This window comes from Streptomyces sp. CBMA291, from assembly GCF_014596525.1.
In the GTDB taxonomy this organism is placed as follows: domain Bacteria; phylum Actinomycetota; class Actinomycetes; order Streptomycetales; family Streptomycetaceae; genus Streptomyces.
Genome location: NZ_MSJP01000077.1, coordinates 1 through 16,921, shown reverse-complemented (window position 1 = coordinate 16,921; position 16,921 = coordinate 1). Strand labels below are relative to the sequence as shown.

Sequence of the window (16,921 nt, the reverse complement as noted above, 5' to 3'; positions counted from 1 at the left end):
CCGTACAAGCACCGGACCCGCCCCCAGGCCCAGCCCGGCCTCCAGGCCCAGCCCGGCCCCCGGGCAGGCAGGGACCCCGCCTGCTGGTACTCAGCCCGCGCCCGTCGGATCCGACGATCCGGCGGGGGCGGGCTCTCCGCGAGGCAGGGGGAACGGAGGCGGCGGCCGGCCGTGCCCCACGGCGGCGACCAGGCCCGCCAGGACATCGCCGACCAGCACGGGCTCCCGGGCCGGATGGTCCGCGTCCGCCCCCTCGCACTCGGGGCAGAGCACCATGCCGAGGCTCGCGACCCACAGCCCGTACGGCGCCCCGCAGGAGTCGCACCCGTCGTCGCCCCGCCGGCCTGAACCCATGCCTCTGCCCACCCCTGAGACGTCTTCAGCTCTCAGAGGTCTTCCCCGCCGTGGCGAAAACGAACGGGTGTTTACAGCCACATCGGTACGGCCCAGGTCCTGATCAGCCCTGTGTCGGCCGTTTCGGCAGCGTCCGGAAGCCGGGGTGGACCCCCGGGGTGAGTCCCTGCTGCTCGGCGATTCGGCCAAGAAGGGCCGTCAGCCGCGCCCGGTCCTCCTCGTCCAGCGACGCGAAGAGATCGTTCTCGTGCGCGGTGGCCACTTCCCGTACGCCCTCAAGGGCCCGTCGGCCGCCCTCGGACACGTACAGCTCGTGGTGACGCCGGTCCTCGACGCTGCGTCGCCGCTCCACGAAACCCTTCCGCTCCAGGTTGTCGATGAGGGCGACGACCCGGCTCGGCACGACGCCGAGGTCCGCCGCGAGGGAGCGCTGGCTCCGGCCCGGCTGCGTGGCGATCATCCGCAGCAGTCCCACGTCCGGCGGTGCGAGCCCGAGTTCGCCGACGCGCTCGCCGAACCGCCCGGCCGCGTGCGCTCCGAGCTGGGCCAGCAGGAACGCCCCTCCGCGCGGGGGCGGGGGCCCCGCCGCTCCGGGATCTTCCACTGGTTGCCGGTCGCTGCTCACGGGAGTTATGGTACGCGAAAAGAATGATTCTCCACTGTGAACTATTTTCTCAGAGAACGGATCTTCTCGTGTCCACAGAGAGCTGGACCGGCACGGGCCCCGGCCCGACCGAAGCCCCCCGAGAGCGCAAGGAAGCCCAAGGGGGGCCGCCTCCGGGGGTGCTCGCCGTGGTGTTCACCGCGCTCTTCCTCGCCGGGCTCGTCCTCGGCACCGTGCTCGCCGACGGCGAACCGTTCCCCTCCCCCTTCGGCGACACCGACGAGATCGTGGCCTGGTTCCGCGCCCATCCCGGCGCCGTCCAGGTCTCCGGAGCGCTCCAGTTCGCCGCCTCCGTCCCGCTCGCCGTCTACGCCGCCACCGTCTCTGCCCGGCTGCACCGGCTCGGCGTCCGCGCCCCCGGCGCGACCATCGTCCTGGCCGGCGGACTGCTCGCCTCCGGATTCCTGGCCTGCTGCGGACTGGTGGGCTGGACCCTCTCCCGTACACCGGTCCTCGAACTTCCGCCGCTGGTCAGGGCTCTTCAGTACCTGGCCTTCGGCACCGGAGGCCCCGGGCACGTGGTGGCGCTCGGCCTGCTCGTGGCCGGAATCGCCGTGCCCGGCCTTCTCGCGGGACTGCTGCCGCGCAACCTGGCGGTGACCGGTCTGGTCCTGGCGACGCTCGCCGAACTGTCCGCCCTCACCCTGTTCCTCGACGGCGCCGCCCTGCTCCTGCCGCTGGCCCGCTTCACCTGCCTCGGCTGGCTGATCGCCGCCGGATTCCTGCTGCCCCGCCACCGGTCCGCCATACGCACCACCCGTACCGACCGCACCACCAACCTCACCGCCAACCGCACCACCGCCACCGCCCCCACCACCGCCCGCGCCCGCGGTCGTGCTCCCGAGGAGGCCTGATCCCATGGCCGAGAACGATCCCGTCCTGACCGCGAAGCTCCTCCGTTTCCAGCAGCCCGAGAAGGCCCAGGGCTATCTGGGCGAACTCCCCGATGCCCGGATCGCCGCCCTCTTAGGTCTGGACACCGACGCCTACCGCGCCCACCTGCGGGCCTTCGACGAGCAGGCCCGGGAAACGGCTGCCGGGCTCCTCAAGGACCCCGGTTTCGCCGACCGGGTCGCCCGGCTGCCCTTCCGTCCCGGCCAGCGGGTCGTGGCCATCGGCGAGAGCACCACCGCCGACCGGCTCTCCTGGTTCGCGGTCCTGCGCCACCTCCTCCCCGAGAGCGTCCGGCTCGTCAACCTCGCGGTCTCCGGACTCACCACCTCCCAGGCCCTCGCCCAGCTGCCCCCTCCCACACTCCCGCGGCCCGACTGGGTCCTGTGCATGCTCGGCGCGAACGACGCCCGGCGAACCGGCCGTACCCCCGGCACCCCGGGCATCCGGCTGGTCAGCGCGGCGGAGACCGAGCGCAACCTGCGCGCCCTGCACGCGCTCGCCGCACCGGAGACCGCCGGCCGCTGGATCTGGCTCACCCCGAGCGGCGTCGACCAGGACCGGGCCGACGCCTATCCGCACTTCCGGCGCGCCGGAATCGGGTGGAGCGCCGAGGACATCGACGCCCTCGCCGCCTTTCTCCTCGACCGTCCCGAACCGACGGTCGACACCCGCCGTGCGACGGCCGGTCTGCACCTCGACGACGGGATCCACCTCACGCCGGAGGGCCAACAGGCCATCGCCGTCGCCCTGGTCGACCTTCTCGCCGACGCCCCGGACACCACCCCCGCCGAACGAGCCAAGCCAACCGAGCCGACCGATCGAGCCGAGCAAGCCGAGCAAGCCGAGCAAGCCGAACGAGCCGACCGCGGCGACCGCGGCGACCGCGGCGACCGCGGCGGCCCAAGCCTCCCCAGGACGGTGACGTCATGAAGCTGCTGCTCTTCGGCGTCACCGGCGGGACCGGTGCGCGGCTGCTCTCCCAGTCGCTCGCCGCCGGGCACCAGGTCACCGCCGTCGCCCGCGACCCCGCCCGGCTGCGGGGCGGCGACCCCGGGGCCCGGCCGACGCTCCTGCGTGGCGACGTACTCGCCCCCGAATCCTGGAGGGAAGCCGTCGCCGGGCAGGACGCCGTCCTCTCCTGCCTCGGCAGCACCGACCGCAAACGCCCCACGACCGTCTACTCGGAGGGCACCCGGCACATCGTCGAGGCCATGCGCGCGTCCGGGGTGCGGCGGCTGCTCTGTCTCTCCTCCGCCGGTCTGGAGGTCGCCCCCGACCTCCCGCTGCCGCAGCGGCTGGTCACCCGCCAGGTGATCCAGCGCCTCTACCGGCACGGATACGCCGACATGGCCCGGATGGAGGGATTCCTGGCCTCGACGGCGCCGGGAGAGACGCTCTGGACGGTGGTACGGCCCCCGATGCTCACCGACGGCCCGCTGACCGGCCGCTACCGGACCGTCGGGAACGGGCACCTGCGACGGCCGAAGTCCCTCTCCCGAGCCGACCTCGCCCACTGCCTCCTGCACCACATCGACGACACCCGCACCCACCGGGCCGTCCTGGAGGTCGCGTACTGAGCCGTCAGGGCCGCGAAACCCTTCCCCCGGAGCCGTACGACGACCAGAACCACTCATCTGTGCGGCTCCCCGCACGCCCGTGCGTCCGGGTGCGGAACAATGGGCCGGTGACCTCTCCCCGCATCCCGCTCCCGTCCGCCCCGGCGCCCCGGCTGATCGCCACCGACCTCGACGGCACCCTGCTGCGCGACGACAAGACCGTCTCCGCGCGCACGGTCGCCGCGCTCGCCGCCGCCGAGCGGGCCGGCATCGAGGTCTTCTTCGTCACCGGCCGCCCGGCCCGCTGGATGGACGTGGTCAGCGCCCATGTGCACGGACACGGGCTGGCGATCTGCGCCAACGGCGCCGCCGTCGTCGACCTCCACGCGGGAGGCACCTTCCAGGAGGTGCGCCCCCTCGGGCGACCGGCCGCCCTCGACGTCGTACGGGCCCTGCGGGCCGCCGCGCCCGGCACCTCCTTCGCGGTCGAGCAGACCACCGGCATCCACTACGAGCCGCAGTACCCGCCGTTCTTCCTCGACCCCGGAGCCACCATCGCCGCCGCCGAGAAGCTCCTCTTCGAGGAGGCGCCGGGCACGGCCGCCCCCGTGCTCAAGCTGCTCGCCCAGCACCCCGACCTTGACCCCGACCTGTTTCTCTCGGTGGCCAGGGAGACCGCCGGAAGCCTGGCCGCGTTCACCCGGTCGAGCCCCACCGCCCTCCTGGAGATCAGCGGTCTCGGCGTCTCCAAGGCCTCCACCCTGGCCCTCTGCTGCGCCCAGCGGGGCATCTCGGCCGAGGAGGTCGTCGCGTTCGGCGACATGCCCAACGACATCGAGATGCTGAGCTGGGCGGGCCGCTCGTACGCGATGGGCAACGCCCACCCCGATGTGCTGGCCGCCGCCACCGGCCGCACCGTCGACAACAACGAGGACGGCGTGGCCGTCGTCATCGAACAGCTGGTGGCCGGGGTCGCCAACCCGGTCTGAAACCCGCTCCGGAACCTGGTCCGAGACCCGGTCCGGAACCCGGTTCGAAACCCGCCCTGAGAACGGCCCGCGGCCCGGGGATCCCCCTACAGCGGGGCCTCCCACACCACCGTCGTACCACCGCCGTCCTCCCCGAGTCCCGGGCCGCACCAGCTCGCGCCGCCCAGCGACTCGGCCCGCCGGGCCAGGTTGCGCAGCCCGCTGCGGCGGCCGCCCTCCGGGATGCCGACGCCGTCGTCCGCGACCGAGAGCCGCACCCCGGCGGACCCGTCCGGGAGGGTTGCACCGGCGTCGACGACCACCTCGATCCGGCTCGCCTCCGCATGCCGGAAAGCGTTGGAGAGCGCCTCGCGCAGGGCCGCGATGAGGTTCTTGCCGGTGAGTTCGCCGACCGTCGAGTCGATCGCGCCGAGGAAGCGGTGGGCGGGCTTGAAGCCGAGCGGCACCGCCGCCATGTTGATCTCCCGCAGCACCCGCGTGCGCAGCCCCGACGGGGCCTCTGCGGGCCCCTGCTGAAGCGCGAAGATCGCCGTACGGATCTCCTGGATGGTCACGTCCAGCTCGTCCACGGCCTTGCCGACGCCCTCCCGCACGGCCGGAACGACCGACCTGCGCTGCGCGCCCTCCAGCATCATGCCGGTCGCGAAGAGCCGTTGGATGACGAGGTCGTGCAGGTCACGGGCGATCCGGTCGCGGTCCTCGTAGACGGCGAGGCGCTCCCGGTCCCGCTGGGCGTCGGCCATCATCAGGGCGAGCGCCGCCTGGGAGGCGAACTGGGTCGCGAGCGTCTTCTCCGCCTCCGTGTACGGGCGCGCGCCCCGGGCCCGGGGGGTGGCGAGCGCGCCGAGCACCCGCCCGCCGCTCTGCAACGGCAGCATCATGCTCGGACCGTACGAGGAACTCAGCCGGGTGGTCATCCGGGGGTCCGTCGACGAGTCCTCGACGAAGACCGCCTCGCCTTCGAGGAGCTGCCGCACCACGGCGCTCTCGGGCGGGATCACCACGCCCAGCGACTTGGTGGGCCGGGGCGAGGAGACGGCGACGATCTCAAGACCGCCGTCCTCGGCGGGCAGCAGCACGATGCCCGCGTCCGCCTCCGCGAGGCGCCGAGCCTGTTCGGCGACGACGGAGAGGGCGTCGTCCGCGTCACCGCCGGAGAGCAGCGCGGTGGTGACGGCGACCGAGCCGTCGATCCACCGCTCACGCTGCCGAGCGGCCTCGTACAGCCGGGCGTTGCCGATGGCGATGCCCGCCTCGGTGGCGAGCACCCGGACCATGTGCACGTCGTAGTCGTTGAACTCGCCGCCGCGCTTCTCGGCCAGGTACAGATTGCCGAAGATCTCGCCCTGGACCCGGATCGGGACGCCGAGGAAGGTCCGCATCGGGGGGTGCCCCGGCGGGAAGCCGGCCGCGCGCGGGTCGGTGGAGAGGTCGGCGAGCCGGATCGTCCGGGGGTCGCGGATCAGCGCGCCGAGCAGCCCCGCGTGGCCGTCGGGGCGGCGCCCGATGCGTCGGGCCGTCTCCTCGTCGACGCCGAAGGTGACGAAGTCGGACAGGCCTTCGCCCTCCTCGTCGACGACGCCGATGGCGGCGTACCGGGCGTCGGCGAGTTCCGCCGCCGTCTCGCAGATCCGGTCGAGGGTCGAGTGGAGTTCGAGACCGGCACCGACCGAACGCATGGCCTCCAGGAGCTGTGGCACGCGGGCGGTCAGCTCCATGGACAGCCCCTGGAGGCTACGGGTGGCCTGGGTGGCGGCCTCCAGCAGATCGGGGCCGTCCTGCGGAGACCCCGGGCCGCCCTCCCCTGCCCCCGGGGCCCCTCTCTCCGGGGCCGGGGGTCCTCCGTCCGGAGCCGGGCGGGTTCCCTCCGGGTCCGGGGCGTCTTCCTTGGGGTCCGGGACGTCGGACGCTGCGGCGGTCATGGAGTTGAGAGTAGTAAGTCCCATTTGGCAAGAAAAGTCGGCCGATCATCGCCCGCCCACTCTCAGCCACCGGAGACGGGCGCTCCGGAGCGGGCTCCGCCGGGTCCGGGCTCCGCCGCCGTCGCACCGACGACGAGCAGATCGGTCGCCCGCTCCCGCTCCAGCATCCGGCGCAGCGGACCGTCCGCCGCCGCGAGTTCCGCGTACGGGCCGCGCTGCACGGTCCGGCCGCCGTCCAGGACGACGACCTCGTCGACCGCGTCGAGTCCGTGCAGCCGATGGGTGATGAGGACGGTCGTACGGCCCTCGGTGGCACGGAGCAGATCGTCGGTGAGGGCGTCGGCGGTGGCCAGGTCCAGATGCTCGGCCGGTTCGTCGAGGACGAGGACGGGGAAGTCGGCGAGGAGCGCGCGGGCCAGTGCGAGCCGCTGCCGCTGACCGCCGGAGAGCCGGGAGCCGTGTTCACCCACGAGGGTGTCGAGCCCGTCCGGAAGACCGTCCACCCAGTCGAGCAACCGGGCCCGGCGCAGGGCCTCGCGGAGGTCCGCGTCCTCGGCTCCGGTACGGGCGAGCCGCAGGTTCTCGCGTACGGAGCTGTCGAAGAGGTGCGCGTCCTGGGCGCAGAGCCCGACGAGCCGTCGTACGTCGTCGCCGTCGAGGTCCCGCGCGGGCACCCCACCGATCCGGTACGTGCCCCGCTCCGCGTCCAGGAAGCGCAGCAGCACCTGGGCGAGGGTGGTCTTGCCGGAGCCGGACGCGCCGACGACGGCGACCCGGCGTCCTGCCTCCAGGGTGAGCCGGAAGTCGGCGAGCGCGGGCCGCTCCTGCCCGGCGTACCGGGCGGAGAGCCCGTCGACCTCCAGCGGGAAGGGGCTCGCCGGAGGAGTCCCGGGCCGCTCCGGCTCCCGTACGGGCTCGGGGGCGTCGAGGACCTCGAAGACCCGCTCGGCGCTGTGCTTGACGCGCTGCCGGTACTGGACGGCCAGCGGAAGCCCGGTGACCGCCTCGAAGGCGGCGAGCGGCGTCAGGACGACCACCGCGAGGGAGACCCCGCCGAGCCGGCCGTCCGTCACCGCCTGGACGCCGACGAGCGCGGCGGCCACCACGGTCAGGCCGCCGACCAGGGCGGAGAGACCGGCGCCCAGGGCGGTGGCGGCCGCCTGCCGGGAGGCGATGCCGGTGAGATGGCGGTCGGCGGCCTCGGCCCGTGCGATCCGGCCGCGCAGGGCGCCGGACACGGTCAGCTCGGCGCAGCCCCTGAGCAGATCGGCCACGGCGGTCGCGAGGGCGCCCCGCGCGGGGGCGACCCGTCGTTCGGCGCGGCGGGCGAGGGCGCCGCCGGCCAGGGGGACGAGGATGCCCGCGACCAGCAGGCCCACGGCGAGGACCGCACCTGCCTCGGGCAGCAGCCAGGTGGTGAAGCCGACGGTGGCGACGCCCACGACGAGTGCGGCGCCCGCCGGGAGCAGCCAGCGCAGCCAGTAGTCCTGGAGCGCGTCGACGTCGTGGACGAGCCGGGCGAGCAGATCGCCGCGGCGGGCGCGGCGCAGTCCGGCCGGGGCGATGCGCTCCAGGCGCCGGTAGACGGAGACGCGCAGTTCGGCGAGCATCCGCAGGACGGCGTCGTGCGAGACGAGCCGCTCGGCGTACCGGAAGACGGCCCGTCCGATGCCGAAGGCGCGCGTCGCGGTGACGGCCATCATCAGATAGAGCACGGGCGGCTGCTCCGATGCCCGGGAGATGAGCCAGCCGGAGACCGCCATGAGCCCGACGGCGGAGCCGAGGGCGAGGCTGCCGAGCAGCAGGGCGAGCACCATCCGTCCCCTGAGCGCCCCGGCCATGTCCCGGACGCGGCCGAGCACGGACCCGGCGGGGAGCCGCGGGACGGCGTTGCCGGGGGCTGCGCCACCAGGGCCGGAGGTCCGACCGCGCCCGGCCCCGGCTCGGGCCACGGCACCGGACTCGTCGACCACGGCACCGGACTCGTCGGTCGCCACACCGGCCCCGGCTCGGGTCGCCGCATCGGACCCGGCACCGGTCAACGCGCCCGCATCGGCGTCTACGGGGGCTGCGGGGCCCCCAGGGACGTCACGCCCCGCGCCCGCCTCGGAGCCTTCGCCCGCCTCGAAACCGTCGCCCGCCTCGGAGCCTCCGAGCACCGCGAACCCGTCCTCGCGAGCGGCAAGACCGTCCGAGACCGCGAGCCCGTCGCGGGCGATGAAAGCGTCCGGCGAAGCGGTCCCGTCCCGGCCGGCCGGACCGTCCGGGGACGCCATCCCCTCATGGTCGGCCAGACCATCGAAGCCCGCGAGGCCCTCCGGCGCCGCAGGGCCGGAGATCGCGGAATCGAGGGCCACGGCCGCACCGACCGCCATGCCCGAAGAGGCTCCGACGGCCGACGGGAGCCCGGCACTCGACGGACTCCCGTCGCCGGGCAGAGCCCCGCCATCCGAAGCGGCCGTCCCGCCGGGAGCCGTTCCGGTGGCCTCCCCCGCCGGGGCCACCCGCACGATCCGGTCCGCGACCGCGAGCAGAGCCGGGCGGTGGACGACGAGGAGCACGGTCCGGCCTGCGGCGAGGCGGCGGACCGCGTCGACCACGCCCGCCTCGGTCGCCCCGTCCAGGGCGGCCGTCGGCTCGTCGAGCAGCAGCAGGGGCCGGTCCGCCAGGAAGGCGCGGGCGAGCGCGAGCCGCTGCCGCTGCCCCGCCGAGAGTCCGGCGCCGTCCTCGCCGAGCGGGGTGTCGAGCCCCTGCGGAAGCCCGGCGACGAAGTCGTCCGCCCCCGCGTCCCGCAGCGCCTCGCGCACGGCCTCGTCGGAGGCGTCCGGACGGGCCAGGCGGACGTTCTCGGCGATCGTCCCCGCGAAGAGGTACGGGCGCTGCGGCACCCAGGCGATCCGCGACCGCCAGGCCTCCAGGTCGAGCGTGGCCAGGTCCATGCCGCCGACCCGGACGGAGCCGCCCTCCTCCGGCACGGCGAACCCGAGGACGACATCGAGCAGCGTCGACTTCCCGGCCCCGCTCGGCCCCACCAGGGCCACCGTCTCACCGGGCTCGACGGTCAGGCTCGTCGTGTCGAGCGAGGGTTCGGCGCGCCCGGCATGCCGCACCGTCACGCCGTCGAGCTCCAGACGGATGGAGTCCGGGACCGCGCCCGAGCCGCCTTCCCGTACCGGCTGCTCCAGGACGTCGAAGATCTCCTCCGCCGCCGCGAGTCCCTCCGCCGCCGAGTGGAACTGGGCGCCGACCTGGCGCAGCGGGAGATAGGCCTCCGGGGCGAGGACGAGGATGACGAGCCCGGTGTACAGATCGAGGTTGCCGTGGACGAGCCGCATGCCGATGGTCACGGCGACGAGCGCGACCGACAGGGTCGCGAGGAGTTCCAGGGCGAAGGAGGAGAGGAAGGCGATCCGCAGGGTCCGCATCGTCGCCTGGCGGTACTCAGAGGTGATCTTCCGGATCGACTCGGCCTGGGCCTTCGCCCGGCCGAAGATCTTGAGGGTGGGGAGTCCGGCGACGACGTCCAGGAAGTGGCCGGAGAGCCGGGAGAGCAGCTTCCACTGACGGTCCATCCGGGCCTGGGTGTACCAGCCGATGAGGATCATGAAGACCGGGATGAGCGGCAGGGTGACGACGATGATCGCCGCCGAGACCCAGTCCTCGGTGACGATCCGGGCGAGGACGGCCACCGGCACGACCACCGCGAGCCCCAGTTGGGGAAGGTAGCGGGCGAAGTAGTCGTCCAGGGCGTCCACGCCCCGGGTCGCGAGGGCGATCAGCGAGCCGGCCTTCTGTCCGCCGAGCCACCCCGGGCCCAGCGTGGCGGCCCGCACCAGCAGCCGCCCGCGCAGTTCGGACTTGACCGCCGCTCTCGCCCGATGGGCGGCGAGTTCGGTCAGCCAGGAGACCAGCCCCCGCGCCACCGCCACTCCGGCGAGCAGCAGCAGGGGCGTGGTCAGGGCGGAGACCGACCGGCTCTCCTCGAAGGAACCGACCACGATCTCGGCGATGAGCATCGCCTGAGCGATGACCAGTCCCGCTCCGACGAGACCGAGTGCGACCACCCCGATCAGAAAGACACGGGTGGCCTTGGCGTACCGAAGCAGGCGCGGATCGATCGGTTTCACGTGAAACAGGCTCCCTGGAGGGCTGGCCAGGGGCGTCGGTTTCACGTGAAACAGCGGGTTTCACGTGAAACCGACGCCCGGAGGGGCCGACTTAGTGGGCGTCGGCGATGTGCTGCGTACCGATGCGCTTGCGGAACACCCAGTAGGTCCAGCTCTGGTAGAGCAGCACCAGCGGAGTCGCGAGCGCCGCGCACCAGGTCATGATCTTGAGCGTGTACGGGCTCGACGACGCGTTCGTCACGGTGAGACTCCACTCGGGGTTGAGCGAAGACGGCATGACGTTCGGGAACAGCGCCAGGAAGAGCATCGCCACGGCGGCGGCGATGGTGAGGCCCGAGAGCGCGAACGACCAGCCCTCGCGTCCCGCCTTGATCGCGATGATCGCCCCGACCAGGGCCACCACGGCGACCAGCATCGCCGCGAGGCTCCAACCGTCGCCCGTGTCGATCTGGGTCCAGATCAGGAAGCCGAGCGCGAGCACCGCCGTGACCAGACCGAGCTTGAGCGCGAGCGCACGGGCCCGGGTCCGGATGTCGCCGACCGTCTTGAGCGAGGCGAAGACCGTGCCGTGGAAGGTGAAGAGGGTGAGCGTGACCAGACCGCCCAGGATCGCGTAGGGGTTGAGCAGGTCGAAGAAGTTGCCGACGTACTCCTTGTGCGCGTCGATCTTCACGCCCCGGACGATGTTGCCGAAGGCCACGCCCCACAGGAGCGCGGGGATCAGGGAGGTCCAGAAGATGGCCTGCTCCCAGTTGCGCTGCCAGTTCTCCCCGGGCCGCTTCACCCGGTACTCGAAGGCGACACCCCGGATGATCAGGCAGACCAGGATGATGAGCAGCGGCAGGTAGAAGCCGGAGAACAGCGTCGCGTACCACTCGGGGAAGGCGGCGAAGGTAGCGCCACCGGCGGTGAGCAGCCACACCTCGTTGCCGTCCCAGACGGGCCCGATGGTGTTGATCAGGACCCGCTTCTCGGCCCGGTCGCGGGCGAGCAGCTTGGTCAGGATGCCGATCCCGAAGTCGAAGCCTTCGAGGAAGAAGTAGCCGGTCCAGAGGACGGCGATGAGTACGAACCAGACGTCGTGGAGTTCCATGCCTCGATCTCCTGAGCCTCAGTACGAGAAGGCCATCGGGCGGTCGGGGTCGGGGTCCCCGCCGATCTTGGTGGGCGGGTTGAGGTCGTCCTCGGTGAGTTCGGGCGGGCCCGCCTTGACGTACTTCACGAGGAGCTTGACCTCGATCACGGCGAGGATCGCGTAGAGGGCCGTGAAGACGAGCATCGAGGTGAGCACCTCGCCCTGGGAGACGCCGGGGGAGACCGCGTCCCGGGTGCGCAGCACGCCGTAGACCACCCAGGGCTGACGGCCCATCTCGGTGAAGATCCAGCCCCAGGAGTTGGCGATGAGCGGGAAGAGCATCGTCCAGAGGGCGACGATCCAGTACCACTTGCCCAGGCGGGGGCTGAGCGCCGTCCGCCGGAACAGGACCAGGTTCGGCACTTCGTCCTCACCGGTCCTCAGGCCGGGAGCCAGCATGAACTTCTTGCGGGTCAGCCAGAGACCGAGCACACCGACGGCCAGCGAGGCCATGCCGAAGCCGATCATCCAGCGGAAGCCCCAGTAGGCGACGGGGATGTTCGGGCGGTAGTCGCCGGGGCCGAACTTCGCCTGCTCCGCCGCGTTGACGTCGTTGATGCCGGGGACGAAGGAGCTGAAGTCGGAGTGGGCGAGGAAGGAGAGCAGACCGGGGATCTCGATGGCGACGTTGTTGTGGCCCTTGTCGACATCGCCGTAGGCGAAGACGGAGAAGGGTGCCGGTGCTTCGCCGTCCCAGAGGGCTTCGGCGGCGGCCATCTTCATCGGCTGCTGCTCGAACATGACCTTGCCGAGCAGGTCACCGCTGATGGCGGTGCCGAGACCGGCGATGATCAGGGTGACCAGACCGACGCGGAGCGAGGTCCGCATCACCGGGACGTGCTTCTTGCGGGCCAGGTGGAAGGCCGAGATGCCGACCATGAACGCGCCGCCGACCAGGAAGGCCGCCGTCATGGTGTGGAAGAACTGGGTGAGCGCCGTGTTCTGGGTGAGCACGTGCCAGAAGTCGGTGAGTTCGGCCCGTCCACGCTCTTCGTTGATCCGGTAGCCGACCGGGTGCTGCATCCAGGAGTTGGCCGCGAGGATGAAGTACGCGGAGAGGACGGTGCCGATCGACACCATCCACATGCAGGCGAGGTGGATGCGCTTGGGGAGCTTGTCCCAGCCGAAGATCCACAGACCGATGAAGGTCGACTCGAAGAAGAACGCGATGAGGGCTTCGAAGGCGAGCGGGGCACCGAAGATATCGCCGACGAACCGGGAGTAGTCGGACCAGTTCATGCCGAACTGGAACTCCTGGACGATGCCGGTGACGACACCCATGGCGATGTTGATCAGGAAGAGCTTGCCCCAGAACTTCGTCGCCCGGAGGTACTTCTCCTTCTCCGTCCGCACCCAGGCTGTCTGGAGTCCGGCGGTGAGCGCGGCGAGGGAGATCGTCAGCGGAACGAAGAGGAAGTGGTAGACGGTCGTAATGCCGAACTGCCAGCGCGCCAGGGTCTCTGGCGCAAGAGCAAGGTCCACGTCGTTTTCTCCTTACATCGCCGTGGTCACATCGGCAGTCTGCCCCGCTCATCCCGCTCATTGCGGGAGGAACCAGGACACGCTTGTGAACGCGTTCACATTCACAAGCATTATGGCTCATACGTTTTCCTTACCTGCTACCGGGGGGCCTGCTACCGAAGGGCACCCACCCAGCCGACCGGCCGCCCACAAGACCGGAACAGGCCAACACGCGCGAGGCCCCCACGAGCGGCGTGCTCGTGGGGGCCTCGCGTCCCGAAGGGCTCGGCGTCGACGGGGGGTCAGCCCTCCCGGCGGAAGCCCTCCGCCGCCTTCAGGAACAGGTCGTTCGCCTCGGTCTCGCCGATCGTGACGCGCACGCCCTCGCCCGCGAACGGGCGCACGACCACACCGTGCCGCTCGCACTCCGCCGCGAAGTCCGAGGTCCGCTCACCGAGCCGCAGCCAGACGAAGTTGGCTTGCGCCTCCGGCACCGTCCAGCCCTGGGCCACCAGCTCGGCGTGCACCCGCTCGCGCTCCACCACCAGCGAGCCGACCCGCCCGAGCAGTTCGTCCTCGGCGCGCAGCGAGGCGACCGCCGCGTCCTGCGCCAGCTGGCTCACGCCGAACGGCACCGCCGTCTTGCGCAGCGCGTCGGCGACCGGCTCGTGGGCGATCGCGAAGCCGACCCGCAGCCCCGCCAGGCCGTACGCCTTGGAGAAGGTGCGCAGCACGGCCACGTTCGGCCGGTCGCGGTACAGCTCGATGCCGTCCGGGATCTCGGTGTCGCGGACGAACTCCCGGTAGGCCTCGTCGATCACGACCAGGATGTCGGAAGGCACCCGATCGAGGAAGCGCTCCAGCTCTGCCTTGCGCACGGCGGTGCCGGTGGGGTTGTTGGGGTTGCAGACGAAGATCAGCCGGGTCTTGTCGGTGATCGCGTCGGCCATCGCGTCGAGGTCGTGCACCTCGCCGTCGGTCAGCGGCACCTGCACCGAGGTCGCACCGCTGATCTGCGTGATGATCGGGTACGCCTCGAAGGAGCGCCAGGCGTAGACGACCTCGTCGCCGGGGCCCGAGGTCGACTGGAGCAGCGACTGGGCGACGCCGACCGAACCGGTGCCGGTGGCCACGTGGGAGACGGGCACGCCGAAGCGGGCGGCCAGCTCCTCGGTGAGGCCCGTGCAGGCCATGTCCGGGTACCGGTTGAAGCTCGCGGCGGCGGCCACCGTGCTCTCCATGACACCCGGCAGCGGCGGATACGGGTTCTCGTTGGAGGACAGCTTGTAGGCCGCGGGGCCGCCCGCCGCCGCCGGCCGACCCGGCTTGTAGGTGGGGACGCCGTCCAGCTCGGCGCGCAGCTTCGGGCTGCCCGTGCTCGTCCCGCTGGTCTCGCTCACAGTGTGGCCTCCTCGACCGTACGTACCACCAATGCTGCTCACCTTAAGAGGATTCGGGCCCGCTGCGAATGGGCTGTGGACAACAGGAGGGACACGACACACCTCGCGACCACCCCTCGCACCTCCCCGGGCCCGCCACGTACGTCCCCAGACCCGCCGCACACCTCCCCGGGCCCGCCGCCCGCATGGCATCGGACCACCCGCCCGCACGGCACCGGACCGCCACGCCCACGACACCGGACCGCCACGCGCACGCCGCGCCTCCGCAGCACGCCCGACGCCCGCCCGAAGGAGAGGGGGCGCGCGGCTCGATGGCGCGCGCCGGTGGCGGGCTCCGTGGCGCGCATCCCCCGTAGAGGTGAGTTGAGACCTCTTCGAGACCTCGCACTCTCGGCAGGCATACACCGTTCAACAACCACGGAACCCACAGCATTGAGCGTAACGACCTTGGATTCCTTGGCACTTACCTCTTCTTGATCTTGCAGAAACGTGCCTGTCAACGCCCGCATATGCGACCGGCCCTACCCTCCCCGGTCGCCCTACTATCGGCTCGCCATGACAGCAGCAGGGAAGCACCAGGTGAGCCGGGCACAGACCCGGGGAAGCCGGCAGGGCCGGGCAGGCATCCGGGACGTGGCCGCCGCCGCCGGGGTCTCCATCACGACTGTCTCCGACGCGCTCAACGGCAAGGGCCGACTCCCCGACGCCACACGGCGTCACGTCCGCGAGGTCGCCGACCGGCTGGGGTACCGCCCCTCCGCCGCGGCCCGCACGCTCCGTACCGGCAAGTCGGGACTCATCGGCCTGACCGTGACCACGTACGGGGACGAACCTTTCACCTTCACCGAATTCGCGTACTTCGCGGAGATGGCCAGAGCCGCCACCTCGGCCGCGCTCGCCCGGGGATACGCCCTGGTCATCCTCCCCGCCACCTCCCGCCATGACGTCTGGTCGAACGTCGCCCTCGACGGCACCGTCGTCATCGACCCCTCCGACCACGACCCGGTCGTCACCGAACTGGTCCGCCAGGGACTGCCCGTCGTCTCCGACGGACGCCCCGCCGGCACCCTCCCGGTCACCGCCTGGGTCGACAACGACCACGAAGCCGCCGTCCTCGACCTGCTCGACCACCTCGCCGCCGCCGGAGCCCGCCGGATCGGCCTCCTCACCGGCAACACCACCGACACGTACACCCGGCTCTCCACCACCGCGTACCTCAACTGGTGCGCGCGGGTCGGCCAGGACCCCGTCTACGAGGCCTACCCGGCGCACGACCCGTGCGCGGGCGCCGTCGCGGCCGACCGGCTGCTCGCCCGACCGGACCGGCCCGACGCCGTCTACGGCCTCTTCGACCCCAACGGCACCGACCTCCTCGCGGCCGCGCGCCGCTACGGCCTGCGCGTCCCGGACGACCTGCTGCTGGTCTGCTGTAGCGAGTCGACCGTCTACGCCACCACCGAACCGCCCATCACGACGCTCTCCCTCAAGCCGCGCCGGATCGGCACCGCCGTCGTCCAGCTCCTCATCGACGCCATCGAGGGAACCGGCGTCGACGGACCGGTCGAGCAGGTCATACCGACCGAACTCATCGTCCGCACCTCCTCGCAGCGCCGCCCGCCCCGCACGACGGTCAGCCCGCCGCGCTCGCCCGCGAAGGACTGAGCCACCCCCGGCCGAAGGTTCCGAACCAGGCCGCTTCGGCCGGGAGGCCCCGCCGAACCGGGACACTCCGACGGGGACGCGCCTCTTCGCCGCCCCGCCCCTGCCCGTGGGCCGGGGCGGCGAAACCGGGCGACGCACCGGTACCGACCCGGAACCGGACCTTCTCAATTCGGGCGAAACGACTGGTGAACCCGGAGTGGACCCGGATTCACCACCCCTGGTGCGTCACACAGGAGGACCCTCATTCCTATGATGGGCGCACGACATCGCGGACCACCCCCACCAGGCCGGTCCGTGATGTGCAGGGCATCGCGACGGTGGTGGAGGGGTCCATGACTCAGGGGGCCGGGCAGGAGCCCGTGGCGCGCACGGCGACATTGCGTGACTTCCGAGTGCCGCCGTACGCCCGTGTACCCGTGCAGGGCCATGCCCTCGACCCCGACCCCGCCTTCCCGGAGCCGGTCCCGGCCCAGGCTCCGGCCCCGGTCACGGCCCCGGTCACGGCCCCTGTCGCCGAGCGGTCGCAGCCCGCGGCGCCCCCCCCCCCCCCCCCCCCCCCCCCCCCCCCCCCCCGCCGCCCCCCCCCCCCCCCCCCCCCCCCCCCCCCCCCCCCCCCCCCCCCCCCCCCCCGCCGGGCGGGGTCCTCAGGACGGCCTGGTCATCGTCGACAAGCCGTCGGGCTTCACCTCGCACGACGTCGTGGCCAAGATGCGGGGGATCGCCAAGACCCGCCGCGTCGGCCACGCGGGCACCCTCG

Annotated in this window: 12 protein-coding genes and 1 pseudogene; 6 read left to right on the top strand and 7 right to left on the bottom strand. The window is 72.4% G+C overall.

All coding sequences use genetic code 11. The features are described 5' to 3' along the window. Positions 1-90 precede the first annotated feature (90 nt). Positions 91-354, bottom strand: a complete 264-nt coding sequence (locus BU197_RS18355; RefSeq protein WP_188269370.1) for a hypothetical protein — start codon at positions 352-354, stop codon at positions 91-93. Positions 355-457: 103 nt separating this feature from the next. Then, entirely contained in the window at positions 458-979 is a 522-nt protein-coding gene (locus BU197_RS18350; protein WP_188269369.1) for a MarR family winged helix-turn-helix transcriptional regulator, read from the bottom strand. 68 nt (positions 980-1,047) lie between these two features. On the opposite strand from BU197_RS18350, the gene BU197_RS18345 reads away from it, so the two are divergent. From BU197_RS18345 to BU197_RS18330, 4 genes are all read left to right on the top strand, one after another. Then, complete coding sequence (locus BU197_RS18345; protein WP_223183783.1) at positions 1,048-1,872, top strand: hypothetical protein; 825 nt, start codon at positions 1,048-1,050, stop codon at positions 1,870-1,872. A 4-nt stretch (positions 1,873-1,876) separates the two neighbouring features. Beyond that, positions 1,877-2,842, top strand: a complete 966-nt coding sequence (locus tag BU197_RS18340) for an SGNH/GDSL hydrolase family protein (protein ID WP_188269368.1) — start codon at positions 1,877-1,879, stop codon at positions 2,840-2,842. Continuing rightward, positions 2,839-3,489, top strand: coding sequence for an NAD(P)-dependent oxidoreductase (locus BU197_RS18335; protein WP_188269367.1), 651 nt, complete (start codon positions 2,839-2,841; stop codon positions 3,487-3,489). The genes BU197_RS18340 and BU197_RS18335 overlap by 4 nt, the downstream gene beginning before the upstream one ends. A 107-nt stretch (positions 3,490-3,596) precedes the next feature. Then, positions 3,597-4,457, top strand: a complete 861-nt coding sequence (locus BU197_RS18330; protein WP_188269366.1) for a Cof-type HAD-IIB family hydrolase — start codon at positions 3,597-3,599, stop codon at positions 4,455-4,457. An 86-nt stretch (positions 4,458-4,543) separates the two neighbouring features. On the opposite strand, the gene BU197_RS18325 is transcribed toward BU197_RS18330, so the two are convergent. From BU197_RS18325 to hisC, 5 genes are all read right to left on the bottom strand, one after another. Continuing rightward, on the bottom strand, positions 4,544-6,175 hold the full coding sequence (locus BU197_RS18325; protein WP_223183794.1) for a GAF domain-containing protein: 1,632 nt from the start codon (positions 6,173-6,175) through the stop codon (positions 4,544-4,546). A gap of 266 nt (positions 6,176-6,441) precedes the next feature. After that, positions 6,442-10,506 carry a thiol reductant ABC exporter subunit CydD gene (gene cydD / locus BU197_RS18320; RefSeq protein ID WP_317452288.1) on the bottom strand — a complete coding sequence of 1,355 codons (4,065 nt, stop codon included), beginning with the start codon at positions 10,504-10,506 and terminating at the stop codon, positions 6,442-6,444. A 91-nt stretch (positions 10,507-10,597) separates the two neighbouring features. Further along, complete coding sequence (gene cydB, locus BU197_RS18315) at positions 10,598-11,599, bottom strand: cytochrome d ubiquinol oxidase subunit II (protein ID WP_188269365.1); 1,002 nt, start codon at positions 11,597-11,599, stop codon at positions 10,598-10,600. An 18-nt stretch (positions 11,600-11,617) separates the two neighbouring features. Then, positions 11,618-13,123, bottom strand: a complete 1,506-nt coding sequence (locus tag BU197_RS18310) for a cytochrome ubiquinol oxidase subunit I (protein WP_188269364.1) — start codon at positions 13,121-13,123, stop codon at positions 11,618-11,620. A gap of 281 nt (positions 13,124-13,404) precedes the next feature. Then, positions 13,405-14,502, bottom strand: a complete 1,098-nt coding sequence (hisC, locus tag BU197_RS18305; protein WP_188269363.1) for a histidinol-phosphate transaminase — start codon at positions 14,500-14,502, stop codon at positions 13,405-13,407. 555 nt (positions 14,503-15,057) lie between these two features. Here hisC and BU197_RS18300 point away from each other — a divergent pair. Both BU197_RS18300 and BU197_RS30570 read left to right on the top strand, forming a co-directional pair. Then, positions 15,058-16,164, top strand: coding sequence for a LacI family DNA-binding transcriptional regulator (locus BU197_RS18300; RefSeq protein WP_188269362.1), 1,107 nt, complete (start codon positions 15,058-15,060; stop codon positions 16,162-16,164). A gap of 654 nt (positions 16,165-16,818) precedes the next feature. After that, a pseudogene (locus tag BU197_RS30570) lies at positions 16,819-16,921 on the top strand (tRNA pseudouridine(55) synthase TruB); the annotation flags it as partial.

Coding starts and splice junctions, on each gene's coding strand:
- BU197_RS18355 (WP_188269370.1), bottom strand. CDS start 354: ATGGGTTCAGGCCGGCGGGGCGACGACGGGTGCGACTCCTGCGGGGCG.
- BU197_RS18340 (WP_188269368.1), top strand. CDS start 1,877: ATGGCCGAGAACGATCCCGTCCTGACCGCGAAGCTCCTCCGTTTCCAG.
- BU197_RS18335 (WP_188269367.1), top strand. CDS start 2,839: ATGAAGCTGCTGCTCTTCGGCGTCACCGGCGGGACCGGTGCGCGGCTG.
- BU197_RS18325 (WP_223183794.1), bottom strand. CDS start 6,175: ATGGAGCTGACCGCCCGCGTGCCACAGCTCCTGGAGGCCATGCGTTCG.
- cydB (WP_188269365.1), bottom strand. CDS start 11,599: ATGGAACTCCACGACGTCTGGTTCGTACTCATCGCCGTCCTCTGGACC.
- BU197_RS18300 (WP_188269362.1), top strand. CDS start 15,058: ATGACAGCAGCAGGGAAGCACCAGGTGAGCCGGGCACAGACCCGGGGA.